Annotated in this window: 17 protein-coding genes, 1 pseudogene and 1 riboswitch; of the genes and pseudogenes, 14 read left to right on the forward strand and 4 right to left on the reverse strand. The window is 67.3% G+C overall.

What is annotated here, in order from left to right:
* Positions 1-253 precede the first annotated feature (253 nt).
* The gene (locus tag Q0654_RS21630; RefSeq protein ID WP_298857325.1) at positions 254-1,189 is read right to left on the reverse strand and encodes a carbohydrate kinase family protein; all 936 of its coding nucleotides are present in this window, start codon (positions 1,187-1,189) and stop codon (positions 254-256) included.
* 370 nt (positions 1,190-1,559) lie between these two features.
* On the opposite strand from Q0654_RS21630, the gene Q0654_RS21635 reads away from it, so the two are divergent.
* The 7 genes and pseudogenes from Q0654_RS21635 (at position 1,560) to Q0654_RS21665 (ending at position 11,649) form a co-directional block, all read left to right on the forward strand.
* Positions 1,560-2,606 carry a rod shape-determining protein gene (locus Q0654_RS21635; RefSeq protein WP_298857327.1) on the forward strand — a complete coding sequence of 349 codons (1,047 nt, stop codon included), beginning with the start codon at positions 1,560-1,562 and terminating at the stop codon, positions 2,604-2,606.
* A 148-nt stretch (positions 2,607-2,754) separates the two neighbouring features.
* Positions 2,755-3,657, forward strand: a complete 903-nt coding sequence (gene mreC / locus Q0654_RS21640; RefSeq protein ID WP_298857330.1) for a rod shape-determining protein MreC — start codon at positions 2,755-2,757, stop codon at positions 3,655-3,657.
* The gene (gene mreD / locus Q0654_RS21645) at positions 3,657-4,142 is read left to right on the forward strand and encodes a rod shape-determining protein MreD (RefSeq protein ID WP_298857331.1); all 486 of its coding nucleotides are present in this window, start codon (positions 3,657-3,659) and stop codon (positions 4,140-4,142) included. The genes mreC and mreD overlap by 1 nt, the downstream gene beginning before the upstream one ends.
* Positions 4,143-4,144: 2 nt before the next feature.
* Positions 4,145-5,995 (forward strand): penicillin-binding protein 2, encoded by a 1,851-nt coding sequence (gene mrdA, locus Q0654_RS21650; protein WP_298857334.1) that lies wholly within the window; start codon positions 4,145-4,147, stop codon positions 5,993-5,995.
* Positions 5,992-7,101, forward strand: a complete 1,110-nt coding sequence (gene rodA, locus Q0654_RS21655; RefSeq protein ID WP_298857337.1) for a rod shape-determining protein RodA — start codon at positions 5,992-5,994, stop codon at positions 7,099-7,101. The genes mrdA and rodA overlap by 4 nt, the downstream gene beginning before the upstream one ends.
* A 200-nt stretch (positions 7,102-7,301) precedes the next feature.
* A pseudogene (locus tag Q0654_RS21660) lies at positions 7,302-9,353 on the forward strand (prolyl oligopeptidase family serine peptidase); the annotation flags it as partial.
* A gap of 118 nt (positions 9,354-9,471) precedes the next feature.
* Complete coding sequence (locus Q0654_RS21665; protein WP_298857340.1) at positions 9,472-11,649, forward strand: S9 family peptidase; 2,178 nt, start codon at positions 9,472-9,474, stop codon at positions 11,647-11,649.
* Positions 11,650-11,729: 80 nt separating this feature from the next.
* Here the strand turns inward: Q0654_RS21665 and Q0654_RS21670 are convergent, their stop codons facing one another.
* Positions 11,730-12,761, reverse strand: coding sequence for a ribonucleotide-diphosphate reductase subunit beta (locus Q0654_RS21670; RefSeq protein WP_298857343.1), 1,032 nt, complete (start codon positions 12,759-12,761; stop codon positions 11,730-11,732).
* Complete coding sequence (locus Q0654_RS21675; RefSeq protein ID WP_298857346.1) at positions 12,758-15,067, reverse strand: ribonucleoside-diphosphate reductase subunit alpha; 2,310 nt, start codon at positions 15,065-15,067, stop codon at positions 12,758-12,760. The genes Q0654_RS21670 and Q0654_RS21675 overlap by 4 nt, the downstream gene beginning before the upstream one ends.
* A gap of 396 nt (positions 15,068-15,463) precedes the next feature.
* A riboswitch (cobalamin riboswitch) is annotated at positions 15,464-15,673 on the reverse strand.
* 148 nt (positions 15,674-15,821) lie between these two features.
* Between Q0654_RS21675 and Q0654_RS21680 the strand changes: the two genes are divergently transcribed.
* On the forward strand, positions 15,822-16,961 hold the full coding sequence (locus tag Q0654_RS21680) for a response regulator (RefSeq protein ID WP_298857348.1): 1,140 nt from the start codon (positions 15,822-15,824) through the stop codon (positions 16,959-16,961).
* On the opposite strand, the gene Q0654_RS21685 is transcribed toward Q0654_RS21680, so the two are convergent.
* Positions 16,953-18,368 (reverse strand): solute:sodium symporter family transporter, encoded by a 1,416-nt coding sequence (locus Q0654_RS21685; RefSeq protein ID WP_298857350.1) that lies wholly within the window; start codon positions 18,366-18,368, stop codon positions 16,953-16,955. The two genes, Q0654_RS21680 and Q0654_RS21685, sit on opposite strands and share 9 nt — an antisense overlap.
* A 113-nt stretch (positions 18,369-18,481) precedes the next feature.
* On the opposite strand from Q0654_RS21685, the gene Q0654_RS21690 reads away from it, so the two are divergent.
* The 6 genes from Q0654_RS21690 (at position 18,482) to Q0654_RS21715 (ending at position 26,108) form a co-directional block, all read left to right on the forward strand.
* Positions 18,482-19,021 carry a hypothetical protein gene (locus Q0654_RS21690; protein ID WP_298857352.1) on the forward strand — a complete coding sequence of 180 codons (540 nt, stop codon included), beginning with the start codon at positions 18,482-18,484 and terminating at the stop codon, positions 19,019-19,021.
* Between the two features lie 221 nt (positions 19,022-19,242).
* Positions 19,243-20,271 carry a quinolinate synthase NadA gene (nadA, locus tag Q0654_RS21695; RefSeq protein ID WP_298857354.1) on the forward strand — a complete coding sequence of 343 codons (1,029 nt, stop codon included), beginning with the start codon at positions 19,243-19,245 and terminating at the stop codon, positions 20,269-20,271.
* A gap of 5 nt (positions 20,272-20,276) precedes the next feature.
* Positions 20,277-21,752: an L-aspartate oxidase gene (locus Q0654_RS21700; protein ID WP_298857356.1), complete on the forward strand. Its 1,476-nt coding sequence runs from the start codon at positions 20,277-20,279 to the stop codon at positions 21,750-21,752.
* A gap of 218 nt (positions 21,753-21,970) precedes the next feature.
* Positions 21,971-23,608 (forward strand): ATP-binding protein, encoded by a 1,638-nt coding sequence (locus Q0654_RS21705; protein ID WP_298857358.1) that lies wholly within the window; start codon positions 21,971-21,973, stop codon positions 23,606-23,608.
* Positions 23,609-23,695: 87 nt separating this feature from the next.
* Positions 23,696-25,123: a sigma-54 dependent transcriptional regulator gene (locus tag Q0654_RS21710; RefSeq protein ID WP_298857360.1), complete on the forward strand. Its 1,428-nt coding sequence runs from the start codon at positions 23,696-23,698 to the stop codon at positions 25,121-25,123.
* A complete protein-coding gene (locus Q0654_RS21715) occupies positions 25,110-26,108 on the forward strand; it encodes a serine/threonine protein kinase (RefSeq protein WP_298857362.1) in 999 nt (332 codons plus the stop codon). The genes Q0654_RS21710 and Q0654_RS21715 overlap by 14 nt, the downstream gene beginning before the upstream one ends.
* Positions 26,109-26,231: the final 123 nt, after the last annotated feature.

The raw sequence follows: 26,231 nt of genomic DNA on the forward strand, positions 1-26,231 counted from the left end.
TCGCCAGGGCCTTACACCAAAGGGCTGTCCCAATAGGGACAGCCCTTTTTCTTTGGCACGTTGACGCCTCGTCCGCTGGATCTTCGCGAACGTGAGTCCGGATGGTTCTGTGGTCCTTTCACCGTTGTGATTTCAATAGGGCCGCATGATTACCCATCCACGTGCCTGCTAATTCCGCAGAAAAATTAGCCGCCCTAAGCAAAAAAAGCCCACCAAACGGTGGGCTTTTCCCTTGTAAGTACCAGCGCAACTGCTACTTCAGCGCATATCCGAACTGCTGCCGAAACTGCTCCGAAAACTCCTCGTAATCGAAGCGCTGGTTCTGCGGCCCGAGATGTTCGATCTTGAGGGCTCCCATCAGCGAAGCAATCCGGCCGGATGTCGCCAGATCCATTCCCTGCATCAATCCGAAGATCAAGCCGGCCCGGTAGGCATCTCCGCAGCCGGTGGGATCGACAACGCGCATCGCATTCGCTGCGGGCACATGCATCATTCCTGAGCGCGTATGTACCTCGGAACCCTTCGGGCCGCGGGTGATGATGTACGCGTCCACGCGCTCCGAGATGTCCTTGCTGCTGAGGCCACTCTTTTCCTGGAGCAAGCTGGACTCGTAGTCATTGACCGTGACATAGGTCGCCTGCTCGATCATTTGCCGCAGCTCGCCCCCGTTGAAAAGCGGCATGGCCTGCCCTGGGTCGAAAATGAACGGGATGCCCAGCTCAGCGAACTCGCGAGCATTCTGCAGCATCGCCTCATAACCATCAGGTCCCACGATGCCGAACTTGACCCCATCGACGTCGCGGACGTGGTTCTCGTAGGAACGCATCATCGCGCCCGGATGAAACGCGGTGATCTGGTTGTCGTCCAGATCGGTGGTGATGAAGGCCTGCGCCGTGAACAGGTCATCGATGACCTTCACGTGATCCAGCGTGATCCCGCAGCCTTCGAAGTGCTCGCGATAAGGGGCAAAATCCTGGCCGACTGTTGCCATCGGGATCGGGTTGCCCCCCAGAAGCTTCAGGTTGTAGGCGATATTCCCTGCGCAGCCCCCGAACTCGCGTCGCATGCGAGGCACCAGGAACGAGACGTTCAGGATATGCACCTTGTCGGGCAGGATGTGGTTCTTGAACTGGTCCTGGAACACCATGATGGTGTCGTATGCAAGCGAGCCGCAGATGAGCGCTGACATGGGGAGCTCCGGTGAGCCGGCGGCGAGCATGGCCGGCAAAAGTGGGTGGGCAACAGAGGGCTGCAAAGATCTCTAGTTTGAAGCAAGCTGCCCAAGGCCGCACGCTTCGGCGCAACCAGGCGATCGGGCGCGGGGCATGGTGACTCCATGGCCGCAGTGGGCCCGCGCTCAGGAAGTCTGCAGGCGAGGTAGCCGTGGCGAGCGTCGCGGACCTTGGTCGCAGACGGGCGATGTCCGCGGGCCACTCGCGGAGTTTTGGCGGCTGCCTGAACCAAGCGGTCTGGATCCCCAGCGATCGCATGTTGTTTCCTTGCTGGCGTGATGAGCGCTTGCTAGGCTTGAGCGCTTTTCCGTCGGAGCCCGCAGCGCCATGTTCAAGAGCCTTCGAGGCCTGTTTTCCAACGATCTGTCGATCGATCTGGGCACCGCGAACACACTGATCTACGTGCGGAACCAGGGCATCGTGTTGAATGAGCCCTCCGTCGTGGCGATCCGTCAGGATCGTGGACCCGGTTCGCACAAGTCCGTTGCAGCGGTCGGCCATGAGGCCAAGCGCATGCTGGGACGCACGCCCGGCAACATCTCCACGATCAGGCCCATGAAGGACGGCGTGATCGCCGACTTCAGCACCACCGAAGAGATGCTCAAGCATTTCATCCGCAAGGTGCACCGCTCGCGCTTCCTGCGCCCCAGCCCGCGTGTCCTGATCTGCGTGCCCTGTGGCTCGACCCAAGTCGAGCGCCGCGCGATCAAGGAATCTGCCGAAGAAGCAGGTGCGCGCGAAGTGTTCCTGATCGAGGAACCCATGGCCGCAGCGATCGGTGCCGGCATCCCTGTCCACGAAGCGCGCGGTGCGATGGTGCTGGACATCGGCGGCGGCACCTCCGAAGTCGCGGTGATCTCGCTCAATGGCATCGTGTACTCGCAGTCCGTGCGGATCGGCGGTGACCGCTTCGACGAGGCCATCATCAGCTATGTCCGCCGGAACCACGGCACCCTGATCGGTGAGACCACGGCGGAGAAGATCAAGATCGAGATCGGCTGCGCCTTCCCCCAGGCCGAAGTGCGGGAAATCGAGTTCTCCGGGCGCAATCTTGCCGAGGGCGTGCCGCGCGCATTCACAATGAACTCCAACGAAGTCCTTGAGGCGCTGCATGAGCCTCTTGCCGGCATCACCAGTGCGGTGCGCGCTGCCTTGGAGCAGACGCCGCCGGAACTGTGTGCCGATGTGGCCGAGCGCGGCATCGTGTTGACCGGCGGTGGCGCCCTATTGCGCGATCTCGATCGTTTGATCTCCGAGGAAACCGGCCTGCACGTGCACGTCGCCGACGATCCACTGACTTGCGTGGCGCGCGGTGGCGGCCGGGCGCTCGAGCTGATCGACATGCACGGTAACGACTTCTTCGCACCGGAGTGAACGCTCGCGCTGGCGCAGGACTCTTTCGCCGCCGCAGCGCACCGAATCCGACGGCTGCGCCGCGGTGGTCAGAGCGTACAACGCTCTGGCAGTGCAGCCGTAATGCCGCCAGGCCTGCGTTTCGCCGCCCAACCCAACACGGTCCACAGTGAACTTCAGCCCGCGCCTGACCCCAGGTCTGTTTGCCGAGACGGGTGTCGGGCCCATCCGGCTTCTGGTGTTCCTTCTTGCGGCCATTGCGCTGATGGTCGCAGACCACCGCACCCGCTTGATGGAGCGAGTGCGCGCCCATGGCACGGCGCTGCTTCAGCCGCTGTATGTGCTTGCAGGCCTGCCCTCCCAGATCGTGGATTCCACGACCGATGCACTGGCATCTCGCGACCGCCTCCAGAGCGAACGCGACGAACTGAGGCGACAGCTGCTCGTTGCCGAAGCCCGGCTGGATCGGCTGGCGGCTGTGCAGCAGGAGAACCTGCGCTTGCGCGAGCTGCTCTCCGGCACACGCGGCCTGCAGCTGAGCGTCCAACTGGCCAGCGTACTCGACGTCGATCTCGATCCGTTCCGCCACCGCATCTTGCTTGATGCGGGGAGCCAACGAGGCGCGCGCGAGGGTCTCGCTTTGATTGATGCGCACGGCGTGGTGGGGCAGATCCTCAGGGTGTCGCCCCTTACCTCTACAGCCCTGCTGATCTCCGACCCCAACCACAGCGTGCCGGTGCAGGTCGTCAGGACCGGCTTGCGCACCATCGCCTACGGCACCGGCCGCACGGACGAGCTGATCCTGCCGAACATTCCCCAGAGTGCAGACCTCGCCGTAGGGGACGAACTGGTTACTTCGGGGATCGGCGGTCGCTTTCCTGCGGGCCTGGCAGTCGGCGCGATCACCTCGATCGCGGCCGACGACACCCGTCTGTTCCTGGTCGCCAGCGCGCGGCCTGCCGCCCGGCTTGATCGCAGCGGCGAAGTCCTGCTGCTGTGGATGAGCGAATCACTGCCCGAGTTTGGCCCGCCGGTCGAACTCATGTCCGCACCGCCGCAGGGGGGCCGCTGATGCGCGTCCGTGGCGTGGCATTGCTGCCGATTTCCTTGCTCGTCGCCCTGCTGCTGGGATTGTTGCCGATTCCCCTGGAATGGGCCGGGATCAAGCCGTTCTGGCTGGCGCTGGTGCTCTGCTACTGGCTGCTGGAGGCGCCCGAGCGTGTGGGGCTCGGCCTGGCTTTTGGCGTTGGCCTCGCTGCCGACCTCCTGCACGGCACCCTGCTTGGCGAGCACGCGCTGAGGCTGTGCATGCTCGCCTTCATCGTGCTGCGCTTCCGCCCACGGCTGCGCTTCTTCACGCTCTGGCAGCAGGCATTGGCGATCGCGGCGATGCTGCTCAATGACCGGGTGGTGGTGCTGATGATCCGAGGATTCTCGGGCGAGGCGCTACCGCCGGCCGGGTTCTGGCTGTCGCCGCTGGTGGGGCTGGCGATCTGGCCGTGGCTTTTCCTTGCGCTGGATGGCCTGCGCCTGCGCGCGCGCCAGCGAGGCGAGTAACGATGCCGCGAGGGCGACGACTGCGTGATCCGGCGGCGGAAGCCCGCCTGTTCCGTTCCCGTGCAGCGGTGTCGTTCGTGATCGCGCTGCTGGTGCTGTCCGCGCTGGGCGCGCGATTTGCCTACCTGCAGGTCGTCCGCCACGAGGACTACGCGACCCAGTCCGAAGCCAACCGCATTCGTGCCCGGCCGATCGTGCCGGCGCGCGGCCTGATCTATGACCGCGCAGGTCGCCTGCTTGCGGACAATGTGCCGGCCTATCGCCTCGAGCTCGTGCCCGAGCAGGTCTCGGACCTGGCGGCTACGCTGGCGGCCCTCACCCAACTGCTCGATCTGACCGAGGAAGAGCTGCAGCGCTTCGAGGCCGATCGTCTGGCCAGCCGTCGGTTCCAGTCGATCCCGGTGAAGCTCAGGCTCAGTGAATCCGAAGTCGCCCGCTTTGCCGTTCAGCGCCATCAGTTTCCTGGTGTCGATGTCGTGCCCTACCTGACCCGGCGCTATCCCTATGGGGATCTGCTGGCGCATGTGGTGGGCTACGTCGGGCGGATCGACGCCGACGACATGCTGCGACTCGATCCCGGCCGCTACCGGGGCGCCACCCATATCGGCAAATCCGGCATCGAGCGTTACTACGAGGACCGCCTGCACGGCCAGGTGGGCATCGAACGCGTGGAGATCAACGCCGAAGGGCGGACCCTGCGCGTGCTCGAGCGCCACCCGGCGGAATCGGGGCAGCATCTGTACCTGAGCCTGGACGTCGAGCTGCAGCAGGCCGCGGTCGCCGCCTTTGCGGGCCAGCCGGGTGCCGCGGTCGCGATCGACCCGAGGAGCGGCGAGGTGCTGGCCATGGTCAGCCTGCCGAGCTATGACCCCAACCCGTTCGTCAACGGCATTGGTCGCGCGGCCTATGCCGAACTGCTGAACGCGCCACTGCGTCCGCTGTTCAATCGCGTGCTGCAGGGTGGCTACGAGCCCGGCTCGACGATGAAGCCCTTCATCGGACTGGCAGGCCTTGAGCTGGGTCTGCGCCGACCGGCCGATACGGTGTATTCGAGCGGCGCCTTCAGGCTGCCGGGGCAGCAGCGAGAGTACCGTGACTGGCGCAGGGGTGGGCACGGCACCATCGACCTGCGCGAGTCCCTGGCACAGTCGGTCAACACCTACTACTACCAGCTGGCGCTGGATCTCGGCATCGAGCGCATGACCCAGTACACGGCGCAGTTCGGCTTCGGTGCTCCGACCGGCATTGACCTCGTCGGCGAAGCCGGCGGCATCCTGCCGACACCTGCCTGGAAGCGTGCGGCGCGCAACCAGCCCTGGTATCCCGGCGAGACCGTCATCGCCGGCATCGGCCAGGGCTTCTGGGTGACCACGCCGCTCCAGCTTGCGCAGGGCATGGCGACCCTGGCTTCGGGGGGGCAGCGCCGGGCGCCGCACCTGCTGCGCGCGGTCCAGCAGGGTTTCGACGCCGAGATCGTCGATGTGCCGCCCGCCGAGCTGGGTCCGCCGATTCCGCTGCGACCCGAGAACCTGGGCGCGGTCGTGGCGGGCATGGAGGCGGTGATGCACGCTCCGACCGGGACGGCCAGGGCCTACGCGGCCGACTCTCCCTATCGGATTGCCGGCAAGACCGGCACGGCCCAGCGGGTGGGGCGCACGGGGGATACCGAAGTGGACCAGTCGACGCTCTCGACCGGCCAACGCAACCTGGCGCTGTTCGTTGCGTTCGCCCCTGCCGATGCGCCGACCATCGCTCTGGTCATCGTCATCGAGGGCGGAGGCTCGGGCACGCGGGCGGCAGCACCGGTGGCGCGCCAGATCCTCGATGCCTGGATCCTGAGGGAGCCCACATGAACCGGCTGCCGATGCTGGGCACCCACCTGCTGCGCGCGCTGGTCCCGCGTCTTGACCTGCCGCTGCTGGCGGGCCTGCTGCTCCTGTCTGCGGCGGGACTGCTGACGCTGCACAGCGCCACCCACGGCAATCCGCAGCTGTTCATGGCCCAGGCGCTGCGCTTCGGCGTCGGCTTCGCCGCCCTGTGGGCCATCGCGCTGGTGCCGCCGCAGCAGCTGCGCCTGTGGACGCCCTGGCTTTTCGCTTTGAGCCTGCTGCTGCTGCTGCTGGTGCCGGTGATGGGCACGGGGCGCAGCGGCCGCCATTGGCTGAACCTCGGGGTGTTCTACCTGCAGCCTGCGGAGCTGGTGAAGCTGACCCTTCCGATGGCCGTGGCGGCGCTGCTGCACGGCCAGACCCTGCCGCCGCGCTGGATCACCCTGCTGCTGTGTGCACCGATCATCGCGGTGCCGGCGGGACTGATCGCCCTGCAGCCGGACCTCGGCGGTGCCGTCACGGTGGCGGCCTCGGGCTGTTTCGTCGTCTTCTTCGCTGGGCTTGGCTGGGGCCGGATCGCGCTGATGGGGGGCACGGGTCTAGCCATCGCGCCGGTTGGCTGGTACTTCCTGCAGGACTACCAGCGCGCGCGCCTGACCACCTTCCTCGACCCCGAGAGCGATCCCTTGGGCTCGGGCTGGAACATCATCCAGTCGAAGATCGCGGTCGGCTCGGGCGGCGTGTTCGGCAAGGGCTGGGGCGAGGGCACACAGTCGCGGCTCGACTTCCTGCCCGAACACACCACCGACTTCATCTTCTCGGTGTTCGCCGAGGAGTTCGGGCTGGTCGGCGTGGTCGGGATGCTGCTGCTGTTCGCCTTCATCATCGGTCGCAGCCTGTGGATCGTCGCGCAGTCGCGCGACACCTTCGCCCGCCTGGTCGGCAGCGCGCTGGCGATGACCTTCTTCCTGTTCGTGGTGCTCAACAGCGGCATGATCTCGGGGGTGCTCCCGGTGGTCGGGGTGCCCATGCCGCTGATGAGCTATGGCGGCACCTCTGCAGTTTCCCTGCTGGCTGGCTTCGGAATCATCATGTCGGTCAACGCGCATCGCCGGTTCATGGGGGAATGAGCCGGCCTCGTGACTTCAAGCCCTGCCCGCGCAGGGCGCCCCCGCCTAGCCTTGTCCCACCCCTATCGGAGACTCGCATGACCTCCCGCTACCGTCCCGCCCGCGCCCTGCTGGCCGCGGCACTTGCTTCGCTGTTTCTTGCCGGCTGCGGCGGCAGCGCCCCCGAACCCGCTGCCGCCCCGGCAGAACCCGCCAAGACCGAGGAGACCCGCGTGGCTGCAGCCGAAGACCCCTACCTCTGGCTGGAGGATGTCGAGGGCGAGAAGGCGCTCGACTGGGTGCGCGCGCAGAACGCCGCCTCCAAGGACTCGCTGGAGAGCCTCGAAGGCTTCGCCCAGCTGCGCGACGACCTGCGCGCGATCCTCGACTCCAACGACAAGATTCCCTTCGTCCGCGAGATGGGTGGCTACCTCTACAACTTCTGGCAGGACGCCAACAATCCGCGCGGGCTGTGGCGCCGCACCACGCTGGAGAGCTACCGCTCAGCTGCGCCGCAGTGGGAGGTGATCCTCGACCTCGACGCGCTCAACAAGGCCGAGGGCGAGAACTGGGTGTGGGCGGGCTCGGACTGCCTGCGGCCCGAGTACACCCGCTGCCTGCTGTCGCTGTCGCGCGGCGGAGCCGACGCCAACGTCACCCGCGAGTTCGACATCGCGAGCAAGTCCTTCGTCGAGGGCGGGTTTTTCCGTCCCGAGGCCAAGGGCGGCATGGGCTGGATCGACTTGGACACGGTCTTCGTCTACACCGATTTCGGCGACGGCTCGATGACCAGCTCGGGCTATCCGCGCATCGCCAAGCGCTGGAAGCGCGGCACCGAGATCTCCAGTGCCGAGACCGTGTACGAGGGCCAGGCCGATGACATGTACATCGCCGCCACCCACGACGATACGCCCGGCTACGAGCGCAGCTTCGTCTCGCGCACCCTGGCCTTCTACAACGATGAGCTTTACCTGCTTGGCGATGGCGGCACGCTGACCAGGATCGACGCCCCCAACAGCGCCAACAAGTCGGTGCACAAGGATTGGCTGCTGCTGGAGCTTCGCGAGCCGCTGACGGCGGGCGAGGCCACGTTCGCCGCGGGCAGCCTGCTGGCTGCCAAGCTCGATGCTTTCCTCGCCGGCGAGCGCCGCTTCACCGTGCTTTTCGAGCCGAGCGACACGACCTCGCTGGCGGGCTACAGCTTCACCGCCAACCATCTGGTGCTGAACGTGCTGGAGGACGTCAAGAACCGCCTGAGCGTGCTGACGCCCGCGGCCGAAGCGGGCCAGCCCTGGGCCTCGCAGCCGCTGCCCGGTGCGCCGGCCTTCGGAACGGTCTCGGTCAGCGCCTATGACGAGGAAAAGTCGGACCTGGTGTGGATGACCAGCACCGACTACCTCACCCCGACCACCCTCTACCTCGGCGAGCTGCTGGGCGAGAAGGCCAAGCTGAAGGAAATGCCGTCCTTCTTCGACAAGGAGGGGCTCGAAATCACCCAGGGCTTCGCGACCAGCGACGACGGCACCCGCGTCCCCTACTTCATGGTGGCGCGCAAGGGTATCGAGCGTAACGGCAGGAACCCGACCCTGCTGTACGGCTACGGTGGCTTCGAGATCTCGCTGACGCCCGGCTATTCCGGTGCGGTCGGTCGCGCCTGGCTGCAGGACGGCGGCGTCTACGTGGTCGCCAACATCCGCGGCGGCGGCGAGTACGGCCCGCGCTGGCACCAGGCCGCGCTGAAGGCCAACCGCAACAAGGCCTACGAGGACTTCGCGGCGGTCGCGAAGGAGCTCATCGCGCTGAACATCACCGCGCCGGCCCACCTCGGCATGCAGGGCGGCAGCAACGGTGGCCTGTTGATGGGCAACATGACCGTGATGTATCCCGAGCTGTTCGGCGCCGTGGTCTGCCAAGTGCCTCTGCTCGACATGAAGCGCTACCACCTGCTGCTGGCGGGGGCCTCCTGGATGGCCGAGTACGGCAACCCCGACACCGCCGACTGGGAGTTCCTGCAGAAGTATTCGCCCTACCAGAACGTCAAGGCCGACGCGAAGTACCCGCCGGTGTTGTTCACCACCTCGACCCGCGACGATCGCGTGCATCCGGGCCACGCCCGCAAGATGTTCGCGCGCATGCAGGAGCAGGGCCACCGCGTCGCTTACTACGAGAACATCGAGGGTGGCCACGGCGGTGCGGCCGACAACGGCCAGCGCGCCTACATGCAGGCGATCGCCTACAGCTTCCTGCGTCAGCACCTGTTCCCCAAGGGCTGATCTCGCTCGACCCGCAGCCGGCGTAGACTTCGGCGGCTGCGGCGAACACACGCCCCAGAACCCACACCCGACCCCGGTCTGCAAGCGCAGGCCGGGGTTCTGCATGGAAGGAGACCCCATGAGCATGCATGCCCCCTATCGCCAGCTGCCGCGGCTCGCCGCGCTGGCCGCTTCCATCCTCGCGGTCGCTGGCTGTTCGCGCGGCCCTGATGCCGGCGCGGGTGCTGCCGACAGCGCCGCGACGAATGCGTCGACGCCGCCGGTGGCCGAAACCCGTCCGCATGAAGTCAAGGCGCCGCACGGCGCGGTGCGCCAGGATGAGTACTACTGGCTGCGCGACGACAGTCGCAAGGACCCGCAGATGCTGGCTTATCTGCAGGCCGAGAACGCCTATGCCGACGCCATGCTCGCACCGCTGGCCGCGCTGAAGGAGCAGCTCTACGGCGAGCTGGTCGGCCGTATCAAGCAGGACGACGCCAGCGTGCCCTTCCAGGAGAACGGCTACTGGTACTACACCCGCTTCGAGGAAGGCCGCGAGTACCCGATCCACGCCCGCCGCAAGGCCAGCATGGAGGCGCCCGAAGAGGTGCTGCTGGACGTCAACTCGCTGGCCGAAGGCCAGGGTTTCTTCCAGATCGCGCGCTACGAGATCAGCCCCGACAACCGCCTGATGGCCTACTTCGAGGACACCAGCGGTCGCCGCCAGTACACCCTGCGGGTGAAGAACCTCGAAACCGGCGAGCTGCTGCCGGTCGAGATCAAGGGGCTGTCGGCGAGCATCGCCTGGACCGCGGACAGCGGCAGCTTCTACTACGTCGAGAACGATCCCGAGACCCTGCTGACCACGCGCGTGCGCCTGCATACGCTGGGTCAGGCCGAGGGCAATGACCGCCTGGTCTACGAGGAGCGTGATCCCAGCTTCTACATGGGCGTCGGCAAGACCACCTCGGACAAGTACATCTGCATCAGCGTCAGCAGCACCGTGTCCTCGGAGATGCGCTGCACGCTGGCGGCGGCTCCGGGTGACTTCGAGATCCTGGCCCCGCGCGAGCGCGACTTCGAGTACTCGGCCGACCATCTGGGCGAGCGCTGGGTGATTCGCACCAACTGGGAGGCGAAGAACTTCCGGCTGATGCAGGCCAGCGAGAACGACATCCGCGCGCGCAGCCAGTGGCAGGACCTGATCGCCCACGACGAAGGCGTGTTCATCGAGGACTTCGCCCTGTTCGATGGCTTCATCGCGGTCGACGAGCGCTCGCAGGGCCTGACCCGCCTGCGCCTGCGCAAGAACGACGGCAGCGAGCAGTACGTGGCCGCCGACGAGACGGCCTACTCGATGGGCCTGTCGGTCAACGCCGAGCCCTCGACCGACTGGCTGCGCTACACCTACACCTCGCTGACCACGCCGGCGACCACCTTCGAGCTCAATGTGGTGACCAGCGAGCGCAAGCTGCTGAAGGAGCAGCCGGTGCTGGGTGGCTTCGACAAGAAGAACTACGTCACCGAGCGCCTCTGGGCCACCGCCCGCGACGGCACCCGTGTGCCGGTGACCGTGCTGCATCGCGCCGACTTCAAGCGCGACGGCAGCTCGGCCCTGCTGCAGTACGGCTACGGCAGCTACGGCAACAGCATCGACCCGGCCTTCAACTCGAACGTGCTGTCCCTGGTCGACCGCGGCATGGTCTACGCGATCGCGCACATCCGCGGCGGGCAGGAGATGGGCCGCGCCTGGTACGAGGACGGCAAGCTGCTGAAGAAGGTCAACACCTTCACCGACTTCATCGACGTCACCGATTTCCTGGTCGCCGAGAAGTACGCCGCTGCCGATCGCGTCTCCGCCATGGGCGGCAGCGCCGGCGGCCTGCTGATGGGGGCGGTGGCCAACATGGCGCCCGAGAAGTACCGCGCCATCGTCAGCCAAGTGCCCTTCGTCGACGTGGTCACCACCATGCTCGACGCCAGCATCCCGCTGACCACCAACGAGTACGACGAGTGGGGCAACCCCGAGGACAAGACCTACTACGACTACATGCTGGCCTACTCGCCCTACGACCAGATCGAAGCCAAGGCCTATCCGGCGACCTTCGTCGGCACCGGCCTGTGGGACAGCCAGGTGCAGTACTGGGAGCCGGCCAAGTACGTCGCCCGCCTGCGTGCGAAGAAGACCGACGACAACCTGCTGGTCTTCCGCACCAACATGGAAGCCGGCCACGGCGGCAAGTCGGGTCGCTTCCAGCGTTTCCGCGAGGCCGCCGAGTACTACGCCTTCCTGCTCGACCAACTCGGCGTGAAGTAGACGATTGGCCGATGGAGGTCGGTCGCGAATGGCCCGGCACTGCCGGGCCTTTCGCGTTTCAGCAGCGCGCTCTGGATCGATCAGAACGCGTGATCGAAGGCGACTTCGCCGCTGACGCCCACCTGATAGGCCGAGACTCTGCGCTCGAAGAAGTTGGTCAGCTCCTGCACGTCCTGCAGCTCCATGAAGGGCAGGGGATTGCGCACGTGGTAACGCTGCGGGAGTCCGAGCTTGGCGAAGTGCTGGTCGGCGCAGTGCTGCAGGTACTGCCGCATGTCGCGCATCGAGATGCCCGGCACGCCGCCCGATAGTACGTCCTCGGCAAACGCGAGCTCGCATTCGATGGCTTCTTCCAGCATGTCGTAGACCTGCTGCTGCATCGCTTCGTCGAACAGCTCGGGCTCCTCGCTGCGAATCGTGCGCACGCATTCGAAAGCGAACTGCATGTGGCAGCTCTCGTCGCGGAACACCCAGTTTGTGCCCGAGGCCAGGCCCGGCAGCAGGCCGCGCGAGCGGAAGTAGTAGACATAGGCGAAGGCGGCGAAGAAAAACAGCCCCTCGATGCAGGCCGCAAAGCAGATCTGGTTCAGCAGGAATTGCCGGCGCTGTTCGCGCGTCTCGATGCGCTTCAGATCCTGCAGGCTGCCGATCCACTTGAAGCAGAACTCGGCCTTCTTGCGGATCGAAGGGATGTTCTCCACCGCAGCGAAGGCCTTGAAGCGCTCAGCGGGGTCCGGCAGGTAGTTGTCGAGCAGGGTCAGGTAGAACTGCACGTGCAGCGCTTCCTCGTAGAGCTGCCGCGACAGGTACATCCGCGCTTCCGGCGCATTCAAGTGCTGATACAGGTTCAGCACCAGGTTGTTGGACACGATCGAATCACCCGTGGCGAAGAAGGCCACCAGCCGGTGGATCAGATGCCGATCCGCTGCCGTCATCTTCGAGTGCAGGTCGCTGATGTCGATCTGGAAATTGATCTCGTCCACCGTCCATGAGTTCTTGATCGCATCGCGATACCTTTCGTAGAACTGCGGGTAGCGCATGGGTCTCAGGGTAAGCTCGTAGCCGGGGTCGAGCAGCATCTGCCTGGTCTGACTTGCAGAATTAGTGCTCATTGGCAGGCCTCGCAGGCTTCGGGATTCTCCAGCGAACACACCACCGCCTCGGTCGGCGTGTACGCCGACACCGTGGCCTTGGCGATCTTCGTTGCCGGGCGCGAGCGCAGGTAGTAGGTGGTCTTCAGACCCTGCTTCCACGCGTACATGTACATGGAGGACAGCGCGCCGATGTTCGGGCTCTCCATGAACAGGTTCAGCGAGGCCGACTGGTCGATGTAGGCGCCTCGCTCGGCGGCCATGTCGATCAGCGAGCGCATCGGCAGCTCCCACGCGGTGCGGTAGATTTGCCGCAATGGCTCGGGAATCTGCGGGATGTTCTGGATCGAACCTTCGGCCAGCTTGATCGCATCGCGCATCTCGGCTGTCCACAGGCCCAGCTTCTTCAGCTCATCGACGAGGTAGCGGTTGACCTGCAGGAAGTCGCCCGACAATGTTTCCCGCTTGAACAGATTGCTGACCTGTGGCTCGATGCATTCATAGCAGCCGGCGATGGAGGCAATCGTCGCGGTCGGGGCGATCGCGATCAGCAGGGAGTTGCGCAGCCCATGCTGCTGGATGCGTGCGCGCAGCGCGTTCCAGCGCTCGGCCTTGGACGGCGTCACGCCCCAAGCGTCGAACTGCAGCTCGCCGCGGGCCGCGCGCGTATCGGCAAAGGCCGGATGCCGTCCACGTTCCTGTGCGAGTTCGACCGATGTCTCCAGCGCGTGGAGGTAGATCTCTTCGGCGATGCGCGCCGACAGCGCGCGTGCCGCTTCGCTGCCGAAGGGCAGGCGCAGCCGGAAGAACACATCCTGCAGGCCCATGCAGCCCAGGCCCACTGGTCGCCAGCGCAGGTTGCCGCGGCGCGCCGATTCGATCGGATAGAAGTTCAGGTCGATCACCCGATCGAGTTGGCGCACGGCCAGTCGCACGGTTTCCGCCAAGGTCTCGAAGTCGAACTGGCCATCGGCATCGAAATGCCGAGCAAGGTTGATCGAACCGAGGTTGCAGACCGCGGTTTCCTCGGCCGAGGTCACCTCGAGAATCTCGGTGCACAGGTTCGACAGGTGGATGACATTGCCGGCCCTGGCGGTCTGGTTACTGGCCGCGTTGCACTTGTCCTTGAAGGTCATCCAGCCGTTGCCGGTCTCGGCCAGCGTGCGCATCATTCGCGCGTAGAGCTTGCGCGCGGACACCGACTTCGCCGCCTTGCCCTGGGCTTCGGCCTGCGCATAGGCGCGCTCGAAGGCATCGCCATACAGGTCGGTCAGCTCGGGCACAACACGCGGATCGAACAGCGACCAATCCTGATCGGCCTCGACCCGCTTCATGAACAGATCGGGCACCCAGTTGGCGAGGTTCAGATTGTGCGTGCGCCGCGCTTCGTCGCCGGCGTTGTCGCGCAGTTCGAGAAAATCCTCGATGTCAGCGTGCCAGGTCTCCAGGTATACGCAGGCCGCTCCCTTGCGCTTGCCACCCTGATTCACTGCGGCCACCGACGAATCCAGCGTCTTCAGCCAGGGCACGATGCCGTTGCTGTGCCCATTGGTGGAGCGGATCAGCGAGCCGCGCGAGCGCACCCGCGTATAGCTGACGCCGATGCCACCGCTGAACTTCGACAGCTGGGCGATATCGCCATAGCGCTGGTAGATGGATTCCAGCGAATCCTGCGGCGAGTCCAGCAGAAAGCAGGACGATAGCTGCTCATGTGTCGTTCCGCTGTTGAACAGCGTCGGCGAGCTCGGCAGGTACTCGAGCTGGGCCATGCGCCGGTACAGTGCCAGGGCTTCCGGCACGTCCTCACTGAGCGCACAGGCGATGCGCAGGAAGAACTGCTGCGGTGTCTCGATGACCTTGCGTGCGTGCGGATGGCGCAGCAGATAGCGGTCATAGAGCGTGCGCAGGCCGAAGTAGTCGAAGCCACGGTCCAGGGTCGCATCGAGCGCGTCGTTGAGCTTGCGCGCATTGGCCTGCACGAAACCGAGCAGGCGTTCGTTGATCAGGCCCAGCTCATGGCCGCGGGTGATCGACTGCGAGAAGGCGTGGATCTCCTGGCCGGCGACTTCCTTTTCGATCACCTGGGCCAGCAGGCGTGCCGCCAGACGTCCGTACTCCGGGTCTTCGGCGGTCAGCAGCGCGGCCGTTCGGATCGAGAGTTCGTCCAGCTCGCGCGTGCTGGCGCCGTTGTAGAGGCCGGAGATGGTGCGGGTGGCGACCCGCATCGGGTCGACTGAGTGCAGGCCCTCGCAGCAGCGCGTTACCGCGCGCACGATCTTGTTCAGATCGACCGGCTCGCGGCGACCGCTGCGCTTGGTCACGCACATGCCGGGGGCGTCGTGCGGCGGGCGGAGTTCAAGGGAGGGCAGAGCTGGGGCCCTGCAGCCAGTGATGCGATTCGAGTCCGCTGCGCTGGCGTCGAGCGACGCCGGTCTCTGCGCTTCGGTCGCAGCGCCAGGGGTGTCCTGTGTGTGCATGGGTTGGGTCCGTGTGACGCACGGTGCGCGGCCCCTCCCTCGCGGAGTCGCGCGCTTGGATAGGCGTCGACACAGACGCAGGCCTCGACCGGCACGGGCCGGTCGCGCGCACGACTGCGGCAACGCCCCCTCGGGCGTTGGACTCTCCACCGATCAAACGACAAGACGCAGCGCGTGGCCGTTCGGCCCGTGCGAGTGCGTCCGGCCGCTTCCCCGCGGAAGCCCTGATGCCGGTACCGTGCGTGTGTGCGGCGCACGGCTGTCGGCAGGTCTTCGGGCTCGCGGACACACCCGGCCGAGACCGGGCACCTACTGGCCGTCGCTTCCCGGAGCCTCCGAGCTCCAGTGCCAATGACGGCGGTCGTTTCCACATACCGCTGCGGGGCAGCGCCGGCTTCGCACCGGCTTCCCGTTTTAAGCCGACGAGCAGTCGGCACCGACGCACACAACATATTGGGGTCGGCACAGCCAGTCAACCCCAGATGTGGTGGTTGGGTTAGGGATGCCCGCGGCGCCCCGTACTGAGGTCTAGGTCGTGGTGCGCGGGCCAAGCCTCTAGAATCTCGCGGAGTTCACCGAGTGGCAGGCGATGGCGCAAAGGGTGATGCTGGTCGAGGACGATGTGCAGATGGCCGACCTGCTGCGGCTGCTGATCCGCACGGCTGCGCCGGGCACCGAGGTCGACTGGTTCAGCGATGTCGATCTGGCGCTCGCCTCGCTGCAGCCGCATCGCTACCGGCTGGTGATCTGCGACTGGAACCTGCCGGGGCGATCGGGCCTGAGCCTGCTGCCGGCGATCGGCAAGCTGCTGCCGAAACCGCCGGTGCTGATGATCACCGGCCGCAGCGACCGCGCCAGCGTGATTGCTGCGCGCAGCCACGGCGCCGACGCTTTCATCGCCAAGCCCTTCAATCCCGAAATCCTGCTCGAACGGCTGCGGCCCTACTTTGCCGGAGCCGACGCGCTGGCGGCGGCAACCGGGGAATCGACCAGCGTCGAGGCCTACTTCGAAGGCCTGGGCGAGGGCGATATCGAGCTGCCGGTCATGGCCGGCGCCCGCGACCTGCTGCAGTTCGACGCCGAGGACGCCTCGACCGGTCCGGCCGAGCTTGCCGAGGTCTGGGCGCGGCATCCGGCGCTGTCGACGCGGCTGCTCGCAGTGGCCAACAGCAGTGCCTACAACCCGAGCGGCGTCCTGGCGCGCAGTCTGGTGGAGGCGATCCAGCGGCTGGGTCTGCGTGCCAGCCTGGACATCGCCACCGTGCTCGCTTTCCGCCAGGCCGCCGTCTGGGATGACCCGCGTTTGCAGGCTTTGGCCGAGCGCGAGATGGACGTGGCCGAGCGGGTCGCCGCCGAGGTGCGAGCGCTCTGCGACGTGGCCCGGCTGGACAGTGGCCCCAGCCACACTGCGGCCCTGCTGCATCGGATGGGCGAGATGTGCGCGCTTTTCCACCTCGAACACTGGCAGAAGCAGCGCGGCGCGATCGAGGATGCCCAGCGGCTTGATTCCTGCGTGGCCCGCTATGGGCGTCCGCTGGCGGACCGCCTGAAGTCGCTATGGCGCTATCCGGTCCCGCTGCGCGAGCTGATCGGCGCGATCTACGCGCTGCCCGCAGGCACGGTGAAGCGCGAGCACTGCGTGCTGCGGATTGCCGGCGGCCGCGTGCATGGCGGCCTGTCAGACGCCGACGAAGCACGCCTGCGCGCGCTCGCCGGCGTCGCCAGCGACTCGATCTCAGCCTGAGGCCGTCGCCACGGCGCGCGGCGGCAGCACCCGACCCAGCACCCACATCAGGCCCAGTGCCGAGAACAGGGTGATGAACATCAGATGCAGGTAGTGCAGGGGCGTCCAGCCGAAGGTGAACCAGGCATACAGGGCGGCGCCAAACAGCAGGGCGATCTTGGCCGCACGCGGATCCGGGCGCTGGAAGAACACCGCGGCCAGGAACACCGCCAGCACCGGCATCGAGTACAGCCCGTTCAACTGCTGCAGGGTCGCGATGATGCTCTGCGAGTTCTGGTACAGCGGCACCAGGGCGACCGCGACCACGCTGGCGACCACGGCCACCGACTGGCCGATGCGGCGCACGTTGGCCTTGGGATCGATGTAGCGCACGTGCAGGTCAAGCGTGTACAGCGCCGCCGCCGAGTTGAGGCAGGAGTTGAAGCTGGACAGCACCGCGCCGGCAATCACCGCGGCGAAGGCGCCCGACAGCCAGGGTGGTAGCACATCGCCCACCAGGCGACCGTAGGCGACGTCGCCGATATCGCCGTAGAGCTTGTAGGCGATGATGCCCGGCAGCACCACGATCAGCGGGATCACCAGCTTGAAGGCGGCGGCGGCATAGATGCCCTTCTGCGCCTCGCGCACCGTCTTCGCCGCCATCGCGCGCTGCACGATCACCATGTTCGTGCCCCAGTAGAACAGATGGGCGAAGAACATGCCGGTCAGCAGGGTGGTCCAGGGGATGTCCGAGTCGGCGTCGCCGATGAGGCTGAAGCGCTCGGCCGGAATGCCCGACAGATCCCAGTCGATCGCGGCCATCGCGAAGGCGGTGACCGCGAGGCCCATGACCAGCAGGCCGATCCCGTTGAAGGTGTCGGAGATCGCGATCGCACGCAGCCCACCGAAGGCGGCGTAGGCCAACCCGGCAAGTGCGAAGGCGGCGGCAATCGTCAGCACCGAGAAGTCGAGCCCGAACATCGACTTCATGAACACCGCGCCGGTGTAGAGCACCACCGGCAGCAGGATGAACTGATAGCCGAACAGGAACAGCACCCCCACGCCCGCGCGGATGCCCGGGTCGCCGAAGCGGTGCTCCAGCAGTTCGGTCGTCGTCGTGCAGCGGTATTTGTAGTAGAGCGGCACCAGCACCTTGGCGAGCACGATCAGGGCAACGGCGGCGCCGAATTCCCACCAGGCGACGAGTGCCATCTGCGCGCCGTTCATGCCGACGATCTGCTCGGCCGAGATGTTGGTCAGCAGCAGTGAGCCGGCGACGATCGGCCAAGTCAGGCCACCGCCAGCCAGGAAGTACTCGCGCGAGGCCTCGGCCGAATGCTCGGCGCGCCGGCAGCGCCACCAGGTCAGCACGGCGACCAGGGCGGTCAAGCCGATGAAGATGCTCCACTGCAGCGCGCCGCTCGACATGTGCTGACTCCTTGGCCGCCCCCGCGGCCTGGGGCGTACGCTAACCGCTGGGGCCGAAACGCCTGTTGTGCAGCTGCGTTGAATACGTATTCACGGACATCGCCCGGAGGCCCATGGCCCTCGACACTGCCGACATCGAGATCCGCATACAGCGTATCGAGCAGCTGTTCGACTCGCTCGATCCTTCGCCTTTCCGCGAGAAGTCGCTGGACGTCGATTTCGAGGCCTACCTGCGCGACTGCGCCGGCGAACACGCGCCGGGCATCCGTCTGCGCCTGCGCATCCATGCCCCGCCGGACCTGCTGGAGCGCAGGCTCGATATCGAGTCGGCCATCCACGCCCATTTCCACTTCCTGCAGGCACAGGCCGAGCGTCGCCATCGCGCCAGCCAGCGGCGCTACCGCAGCATCGTGGCGATCGGTTTCGCCGTGCTGGCCGCCAGCCTGCTGCTGCGCCAGCTGCTCGCCGACTGGCATGGCCCGCTCAGCGAAGTGCTGATCGAGGGCCTGCTGGTGCTGGGCTGGGTCGCGCTGTGGCGGCCGATCGAGGTGCTGCTGTTCGAGCGCGAGGAGGCGCGGCAGAAGCGCCAGCTGCTGGCGACGCTGGCGCGGATCGAGGTGGTTTGGGTAGAGGCGCTGCCCGCCAGAGCGTGATCTCCCGCTGGCGCGGCCGCGCCGAGCATTGCTATCGCAACTGAATGAGGGCCGCGCCGACAGCAGCCGAAGTGGCGTGTGGCGGGCGTCTCGGCTTGACGGGACTTATGCTCAAACTTAGCATTACGCCCTCGTTATGCTCAGATCGAGCATAAGTCGCGACGGCGTCAAGGCCAGAATCCCCTCCAAGGCCGCGCCGCGCTTCCGCAACCGGAGTGCCCATGAGCCCTGCCAGCCTGTCGATCCTGCCGACCGCCGATGACGCCATGGCGCGTCGCCACGCCGCCCTGCGCGAGCGCACCCGCCAGGTGATCTCCGATGCCGAGTGGGCGATGCACCTGCCCTATATCGACGCCATCCAGCGCCTCAAGAAAGAGAAGCGCGCGGTCATCCTGGCCCACAACTACCAGACGCCGGAGATCTTCCACGGCGTCGCCGACATCGTCGGCGACTCGCTGGCCCTGGCCCAGCAGGCGGTGGACGTCGACGCCGACATCATCGTCATGGCCGGCGTCCACTTCATGGCCGAGACGGCCAAGATCATGAACCCGGCCAAGACCGTGCTGATTCCGGACACCGCCGCTGGCTGCTCGCTGGCCACCGGCATCACCGCCGAGGACATCCGCCTGCTGCGCCAGCGCTATCCCGGCGTGCCGGTGGTCACCTACGTCAACACCACTGCCGAAGTGAAGGCCGAGAGCGATGTCTGCTGCACCTCGGCGAACGCAGTGCATGTGGTCGAGTCGCTGGGCGTGGACCGCGTGCTGTTCCTGCCGGACCAGTACCTCGGCCAGTACGTGGCCTCGAAGACGAAGGTCGAAGTCATCCTCTGGCAGGGTAGCTGCGAGGTGCACGAGCGCTTCAGCGGCGCCGAGCTGCGCGACTACCGCGCAGCGCAGGGGGATGTGCACATCCTGGCCCACCCGGAATGCCCGCAGGACGTGCTCGCCGAAGCCGATTTCGTCGGCAGCACCGCGGCGATGATCCATCACCTTGATGCGAAGCGGCCGAAGCGCGTGGTGATGGTCACCGAGTGCTCGATGAGCGACAACGTCGCGGTCAACTTTCCGGACATCGAGTTCACCCGGCCCTGCAACCTCTGCCCGCACATGAAGCGGATCACCCTGCCGAAGATCCTCGACGCCCTGCGCCTGGGCCAGCACGAAGTCCAGGTCGACGCCGAGACCGCGCGCCGCGCCCGCCAGGCGGTGCAGCGCATGCTCGACATCGGTCGTCGCGAGGCGGCGTAAGCGCGATGCGCGCCGAAGTCCTGATCGTCGGCTCCGGCATCGCCGCATTGAGTGCGGCGCTGGCTGCCGCGCCGCGCCGCGTGCTAATCCTCACGCCTGGCCGGCTGGGTCTGGATGGCGCCAGCCACTGGGCGCAGGGCGGCATTGCCGCGGCGATCGGCGCGGGCGACAGCCCGCTATCGCACGCGCAGGACACCTTGGCCGCGGGTGCGGGACACAACGACGCCGAGCGCGTGCAGGCGCTGACCGCCGCGGCGCCCGAACTGATCGACTGGCTGGCCGCCCTCGGCGCGCGCTTCGACCGCGATGCCACGGGCGCCTTCAGCCTGGGCCGCGAAGCCGCCCACGCGGCGCAGCGCATCGTCCACGCGCAGGGCGACGCCACCGGCGCGGAAGTGATGCGCGCACTGGCGGCTGCAGTGCGCCGCGCGCCGCACGTCGAAGTGCTGGAAGGCTTCGAGGCGCGCGGCCTGCTGCAGTCGGAGTCGACCGTGGCGGGCGTGCTGGCCGAGGACCGGGCGGGGCGCCGCTACGCGCTCACCGCCGGCGCGGTGGTGCTGGCCACCGGCGGCATCGGCCAGCTCTTCCGCTACACCACCAACCCTGCACACGCGGACGGCAGCGGGCTGGCGATGGCGCTGGAGGCGGGCGCCGAGCTGCGCGATCTGGAGTTCGTGCAGTTCCATCCCACCGCACTGGCGGTGCGCGGGCTGGATCCTGCGCCGCTGCCCCTGCTCACCGAAGCCCTGCGCGGCGCCGGTGCGGTGCTGCTCGACCACGCGGGCCGCCGCTTCATGCTCGGAACGGCGGGCGCCGAGCTGGCGCCGCGCGACGTCGTGGCACGCGCGGTGTACCGGCAGCTGCGGCAGGGCCCGGTGTGGCTGGACGCCCGGGACGCTGTCGGTGCGGCCTTCCCGCAGCGCTTCCCGGCCGTCTTTGCGCTTGCCCAGGCGCACGCCCTTGATCCGCGCAGCGAGCCGCTGCCGGTGGCCCCGGCAGTGCATTACCACATGGGCGGCATCGTCACTGATCTCACGGGCCGCAGCACGCTCACGGGGCTTCATGCGATCGGCGAATGCGCATGCACCGGCGTGCACGGTGCCAATCGCCTGGCCAGCAATTCCCTGCTCGAAGGGCTGGCCTTCGGGCGAAGCTGTGGACGTGCGCTCGCGGCCGCAGACTTGCCCGGGCCGCAGCGCTGGCGAGCGCCCGTGCTGGCGAGCGAGCCCGCCGACGCGGCCGCACTCGGTCTGCGCCTGCGCCACCGGATGTGGGACGGTGTTGGCATCGAGCGCGATAGGCAGGGCTTGGCAGAGGCGCGGGCCTGGCTCGCCGAAGCTCTGCGTGAGGTTCCGCCCGGCAGCCGGATCGCCCAGCGGCTGCGCGTCGCCGAGGCCATCGCAGCGGCTGCGATGGCCCGCACCCGGAGCCTTGGTGCGCACTGCCGGCTCGACAGCGAGGCCGAGCGCCACAGCGCATGAGCGCGGCAGCGGCCTGCGCTTGGGCGAGGCTGCAGCCGCTGGCGTCCCAGGTCGGCTGTCCCGTGCAGATGGACGCCGCCTCAAGTCGAACAGAACGCTGCTGCGCCCGCTGACTGCAAGCTCTTCCCCTTGGTCTACCGGCGGCTCGCCACAGCCTGCGGACAGCTGCGCCTGCCCGCCTATACTCGGCCCAGTCTGCGAGGCAACCAGGGCAGGGCATGAGCGACAACAGCGAGGGTGCTGCAGCGACGCGCGATCCGGCTTCCGAACTCGGGCTGCGCCGCGAGCTGTACTTCTACGCCCTGTACCGGGCTCTGGAGGGCGCGCTGCTGGTGTTCGTGGTGTTCAGCCCGATCGCCGCCGAGATGATCGCGCTGACCAGCCCCGCGCTTGCGCGAGCGGCGGCGGTGACCTATCTGGTGCTGGCGCTGGTGCTGGTGGTGGCGGCCAGCCAGGCGCGGCTGCGGCTGACGGCGCAGGCAGCGATCGGACTGATCATCGACATCGCCGTCGCCCTGCTGTTCTTCCATGTGTCGGAAGGCATCGACACTGCGATCGGCCTGATGATGCTGGTGAATGTCGGTGCCGGCGCACTGCTGCTGCCGCTGAAGCTCAGTCTCGCCCTGGCCACGGTGATGGCGCTGGGTGGCGTCACCGAGTACTTCTTCACCGGCCTCAGTGCACGCGGTGCGTCACGCGACCTGGTCGAGTCGGTGATGCTCGCGATCAGCTACCTGGCGGTGGCCGTACTCTGCAACCTGCTGGGCCGGCAGATGCGCGATGCCAACCTGCTCGCAGCCCAGCGTGGCGCCGATCTGGCCAACCTGTCGCAGTTGAACGAGCTGATCATCCGGCGCATGCGCACCGGTGTGCTGGTGGTCGATGCCGGCAACCAGATCCAGCTCAGCAATGAAGCCGCCTGGAATCTGCTCGGCCAGCCTTCGCCGACCGAGCAGTACCTCGGCACGCTTTCACCCAGCCTGTCGCGGCGGCTGTCGGACTGGCAGCGCGGCCGCGACGGCGCCAGCCAGCCGCTGCAGCTGGCCGGCGAGGGCATCGAGGTGATCCCGCGCTTCGCCAAGCTTTCGGCCAGCGATGGCCTGGTGCTGATCTTCCTCGACGATGCCAGTCTGGTCTCGCGGCGCGCCGAGGAGCTGACCCTGTCCACCCTCGGCCGGCTGTCGGCAAGCATCGCCCACGAGGTGCGCAATCCGCTGGCAGCGATCAGCTATTCGGCGCAGCTGCTGGAGGAATCGCCCGATCTGCCCGATACCGACAAGCGCCTGGTCGAGATCATCCTCTCGCACTGCCAGCGCATGAACGGGATCATCGAGAACGTGCTCAACCTGTCGCGGCGCGAGCGTTCGCGCCCCGAGCAGGTCGACCTCTCGCAGTGGGTCGGGCAGTTCGTCGACGACTACCTGGCCAGCCATCACCTCGACAAGGACCAGCTGATCGCCGCGCCGCCGCCGCGCCGCCTGTACGCCGTGGTCGACCCGGCCCAGCTGCACCAGGCGGTGACCGTGCTGGTCACCAATGCCCTGAACTACGGCCGCCTGCCCGGCGAGCCCGCGCGGGTTACCGTCAGCGCGCGCCAGGCCTTGGATTACGGCCCGCCGGTGGTGGAAGTGATGGATCGCGGCCCGGGCATCCCGGCCAAGGTGGCAGCCAGCATCTTCGAACCCTTCTTCACCACCCATGAGCACGGCACTGGCCTGGGCCTCTACATCGCCCGCCAGCTTTGCGAAGCCAACCAGGCCTCGCTGGAGTACGTGCCGGTGCCGGCCGGCGGGGCCTGTTTCCGCATCACCCTGGCGAAGTCGCGCAGCTTCGGGCAGACGAGCGGCGAGACGTAGCCCAGACGGTGTCGTATCCTCATCGCCGCTCCCAGCGACACGCCCGCGGCGGCGGTGTCGCAGCGCCACGATTCCTGACAGGTGACCATGTCGACCACGCGTTGTGCCCTGATCGTCGACGACGAACGCGACATCCGCGAGCTGCTGGTGCTGACTCTCGGCCGCATGGGCCTGCGGGTCGAAACGGCCGCCGACCTTGCGACCGCCCGCGAACAGCTCGGGCGCCAGCGCTACGACCTGTGCTTCACCGACATGCGCCTGCCGGACGGCAGCGGCCAGAGCCTGATCGAGCTGATTTCGCAGAAGTATCCGGAAACCCCGGTGGCGATGATCACCGCGTACGGCAACGTCGACGCCGCGGTGAATGCGCTCAAGGCCGGCGCCTTCGATTTCGTCTCCAAGCCGGTCGACCTGCACGTGCTGCGGCGGCTGGTGCAGAGCGCACTGCAGCTTGGCGAGCAGCGCCGCGCCCAACTGCAGCTCTCGGCCAACAAGCTGCAGGGCGACTCGCCGGCGATGCAGCAGCTGCGCGCCACCATTTCCAAGGTCGCGCGCAGCCAGGCGCCGGTCTACATCAGCGGTGAATCCGGCGTCGGCAAGGAGCTGGTCGCCCGGCTGATCCACGAGCAGGGCCCGCGCGCCGAAGGCCCCTTCGTGCCTGTCAACTGCGGTGCGATTCCTTCCGAGCTGATGGAGAGCGAGTTCTTCGGCCACAAGAAGGGCAGCTTCACCGGCGCCCACGGCGACAAGGAAGGGCTGTTCCAGGCCGCACACGGCGGCACCCTGTTCCTCGACGAGGTCGCCGAGCTGCCGATCCACATGCAGGTCAAGCTGCTGCGCGTGATCCAGGAAAAGTCCGTGCGACCGGTGGGCGCCAACACCGAGCAGCTGGTCGACGTGCGCATCCTCTCGGCGACCCACAAGAACCTCGCCCAGCTGGTCGCCGAAGCCAAGTTCCGCCACGACCTCTACTACCGCATCAATGTCATCGAGCTGCGCGTGCCGCCGCTGCGCGAGCGCACCGGCGACATCCTGCCGCTGGCCGAGGCCATCCTGCGCCGGCTTGCGCAGGAGAACGGCGACCCGCCCTATCGCCTGAATGACGATGCCGCCGCGGCGCTGAAGGCCTATCCCTTCCCCGGCAACGTGCGCGAGCTGGAAAACATCCTGGAGCGCGCCGTTGCCCTGTGCGACAGCGGCAGCATCGGTGCCGACGACCTGCACCTGCCGCGCGCCGCCGCGATGTTCGCGCCCGAGGCCGGGCATGCGGCGCAGGTCGCGCCCGGGGTTGCAGCCGTCGGGCCCGTCGCTGGCGAAGCGCCGGCGGTGACCGCCGCGCCGCCCGCGGCGCGCCCATCCTCCGAGCCGCTGACGGATTTCATCGAGCAGGTCGAGCGCGAGGCGATCATGAAGGCGCTCGAAGAGTGCCGCTACAACAAGACCAAGGCCGCGGCCAAGCTCGGCATCACCTTCCGCGCCCTGCGCTACAAGCTGAAGAAGCTTGGCATCGACTGACAGCCTCGCGGCCGCACGGCCCTACACAGGGCTCGATCCGGCCAGCGTGATCGCAGCGGTCGAAGCCCAGGGCCACGCCTGCAGCGGGCACGTGTTCGCGCTCAACAGCTTCGAAAACCGCGTGTTCCGCGTGGGCCTCGACGACGCGGCGCCGCTGGTCGCGAAGTTCTACCGGCCCGGCCGCTGGAGCGATGCGGCGATCATCGAGGAGCTCGAGTTCACCCGCGAACTCGAAGCCGCCGAGATTCCGGTGGTGGCGCCGATCGCGCGTGAGGGGCAGTGCCTGTTCCGCCACCAGGGCTTCCGCTTCGCCCTGTTCCCGCTGCGCGGCGGGCTGGCTCCGGAGCTCGATGCCGCGGCCACGCTGGAGCAGCTCGGGCGCGCCTTGGGCCGCCTGCACCAGGTCGGCGCGCGCGCACCCTTCCGGCACCGCCCACGCATCGATCTGCTGAGCCACGGCGAGGCGCCGCTGGAGTTCCTGCTCACCCAGGGCTGGCTGCCCGCCGAGCTGGAGGAAAGCTTCGAGCGCACCGCCGAAGCCCTGCTCGATGCCGTCGAGGACGCCTTCGACGAAGCCGCACCGCTCGCCGAGCTGCGCCTGCACGGCGACTGCCATCCGGGCAACCTGCTGTGGCGCGAGGGCCAGATCCAGTTCGTCGACTTCGACGACTGCGCCACCGGGCCGGCCATGCAGGACCTGTGGATGCTGCTCTCCGGAAATCGCGAGTCGATGCGCCGGCAGCTGGGCGATCTGCTCGAGGGCTACAGCCTGTTCCGCGCCTTCGAGCCGCGCGAACTGGTCCTGATCGAAGCCCTGCGCAGCCTGCGCCTGCTGCACTACCACGCGTGGATCGCGCGGCGCTGGAGCGATCCCGCGTTTCCGGCGGCCTTCCCCTGGTTCGAGGAGCGCGCGCATTGGGACCGGCTCTTGAACCAGCTGCGCGAGCAGCTGGATCTGCTGGAAGGGCCAGCGCTGAGGCTGTAGAGCCGGGATGGGGGATTCGGGATTCGAGCGGGGCCGGCGCGTGGATGCAGCGACGTTGGCGTGGAGCGCGTGCTTGAGGCTTGCACAAAACGCGGCCAAAGTCGTGCCACTCGATCCATGGAG

Origin of the sequence: uncultured Aquimonas sp., assembly GCF_937888285.1 — a bacterium.
Lineage (GTDB): Bacteria > Pseudomonadota > Gammaproteobacteria > Xanthomonadales > Xanthomonadaceae > Aquimonas.

Excerpts from the sequence above, each read along its gene's own strand:
- Q0654_RS21630 (WP_298857325.1), bottom strand. The coding sequence starts at position 1,189 with ATGTCAGCGCTCATCTGCGGCTCGCTTGCATACGACACCATCATGGTG.
- Q0654_RS21635 (WP_298857327.1), top strand. The coding sequence starts at position 1,560 with ATGTTCAAGAGCCTTCGAGGCCTGTTTTCCAACGATCTGTCGATCGAT.
- mreD (WP_298857331.1), top strand. The coding sequence starts at position 3,657 with ATGCGCGTCCGTGGCGTGGCATTGCTGCCGATTTCCTTGCTCGTCGCC.
- mrdA (WP_298857334.1), top strand. The coding sequence starts at position 4,145 with ATGCCGCGAGGGCGACGACTGCGTGATCCGGCGGCGGAAGCCCGCCTG.
- rodA (WP_298857337.1), top strand. The coding sequence starts at position 5,992 with ATGAACCGGCTGCCGATGCTGGGCACCCACCTGCTGCGCGCGCTGGTC.
- Q0654_RS21665 (WP_298857340.1), top strand. The coding sequence starts at position 9,472 with ATGAGCATGCATGCCCCCTATCGCCAGCTGCCGCGGCTCGCCGCGCTG.
- Q0654_RS21670 (WP_298857343.1), bottom strand. The coding sequence starts at position 12,761 with ATGAGCACTAATTCTGCAAGTCAGACCAGGCAGATGCTGCTCGACCCC.
- Q0654_RS21675 (WP_298857346.1), bottom strand. The coding sequence starts at position 15,067 with ATGTGCGTGACCAAGCGCAGCGGTCGCCGCGAGCCGGTCGATCTGAAC.
- Q0654_RS21680 (WP_298857348.1), top strand. The coding sequence starts at position 15,822 with ATGCTGGTCGAGGACGATGTGCAGATGGCCGACCTGCTGCGGCTGCTG.
- Q0654_RS21685 (WP_298857350.1), bottom strand. The coding sequence starts at position 18,368 with ATGTCGAGCGGCGCGCTGCAGTGGAGCATCTTCATCGGCTTGACCGCC.
- Q0654_RS21690 (WP_298857352.1), top strand. The coding sequence starts at position 18,482 with ATGGCCCTCGACACTGCCGACATCGAGATCCGCATACAGCGTATCGAG.
- nadA (WP_298857354.1), top strand. The coding sequence starts at position 19,243 with ATGAGCCCTGCCAGCCTGTCGATCCTGCCGACCGCCGATGACGCCATG.
- Q0654_RS21700 (WP_298857356.1), top strand. The coding sequence starts at position 20,277 with ATGCGCGCCGAAGTCCTGATCGTCGGCTCCGGCATCGCCGCATTGAGT.
- Q0654_RS21705 (WP_298857358.1), top strand. The coding sequence starts at position 21,971 with ATGAGCGACAACAGCGAGGGTGCTGCAGCGACGCGCGATCCGGCTTCC.
- Q0654_RS21710 (WP_298857360.1), top strand. The coding sequence starts at position 23,696 with ATGTCGACCACGCGTTGTGCCCTGATCGTCGACGACGAACGCGACATC.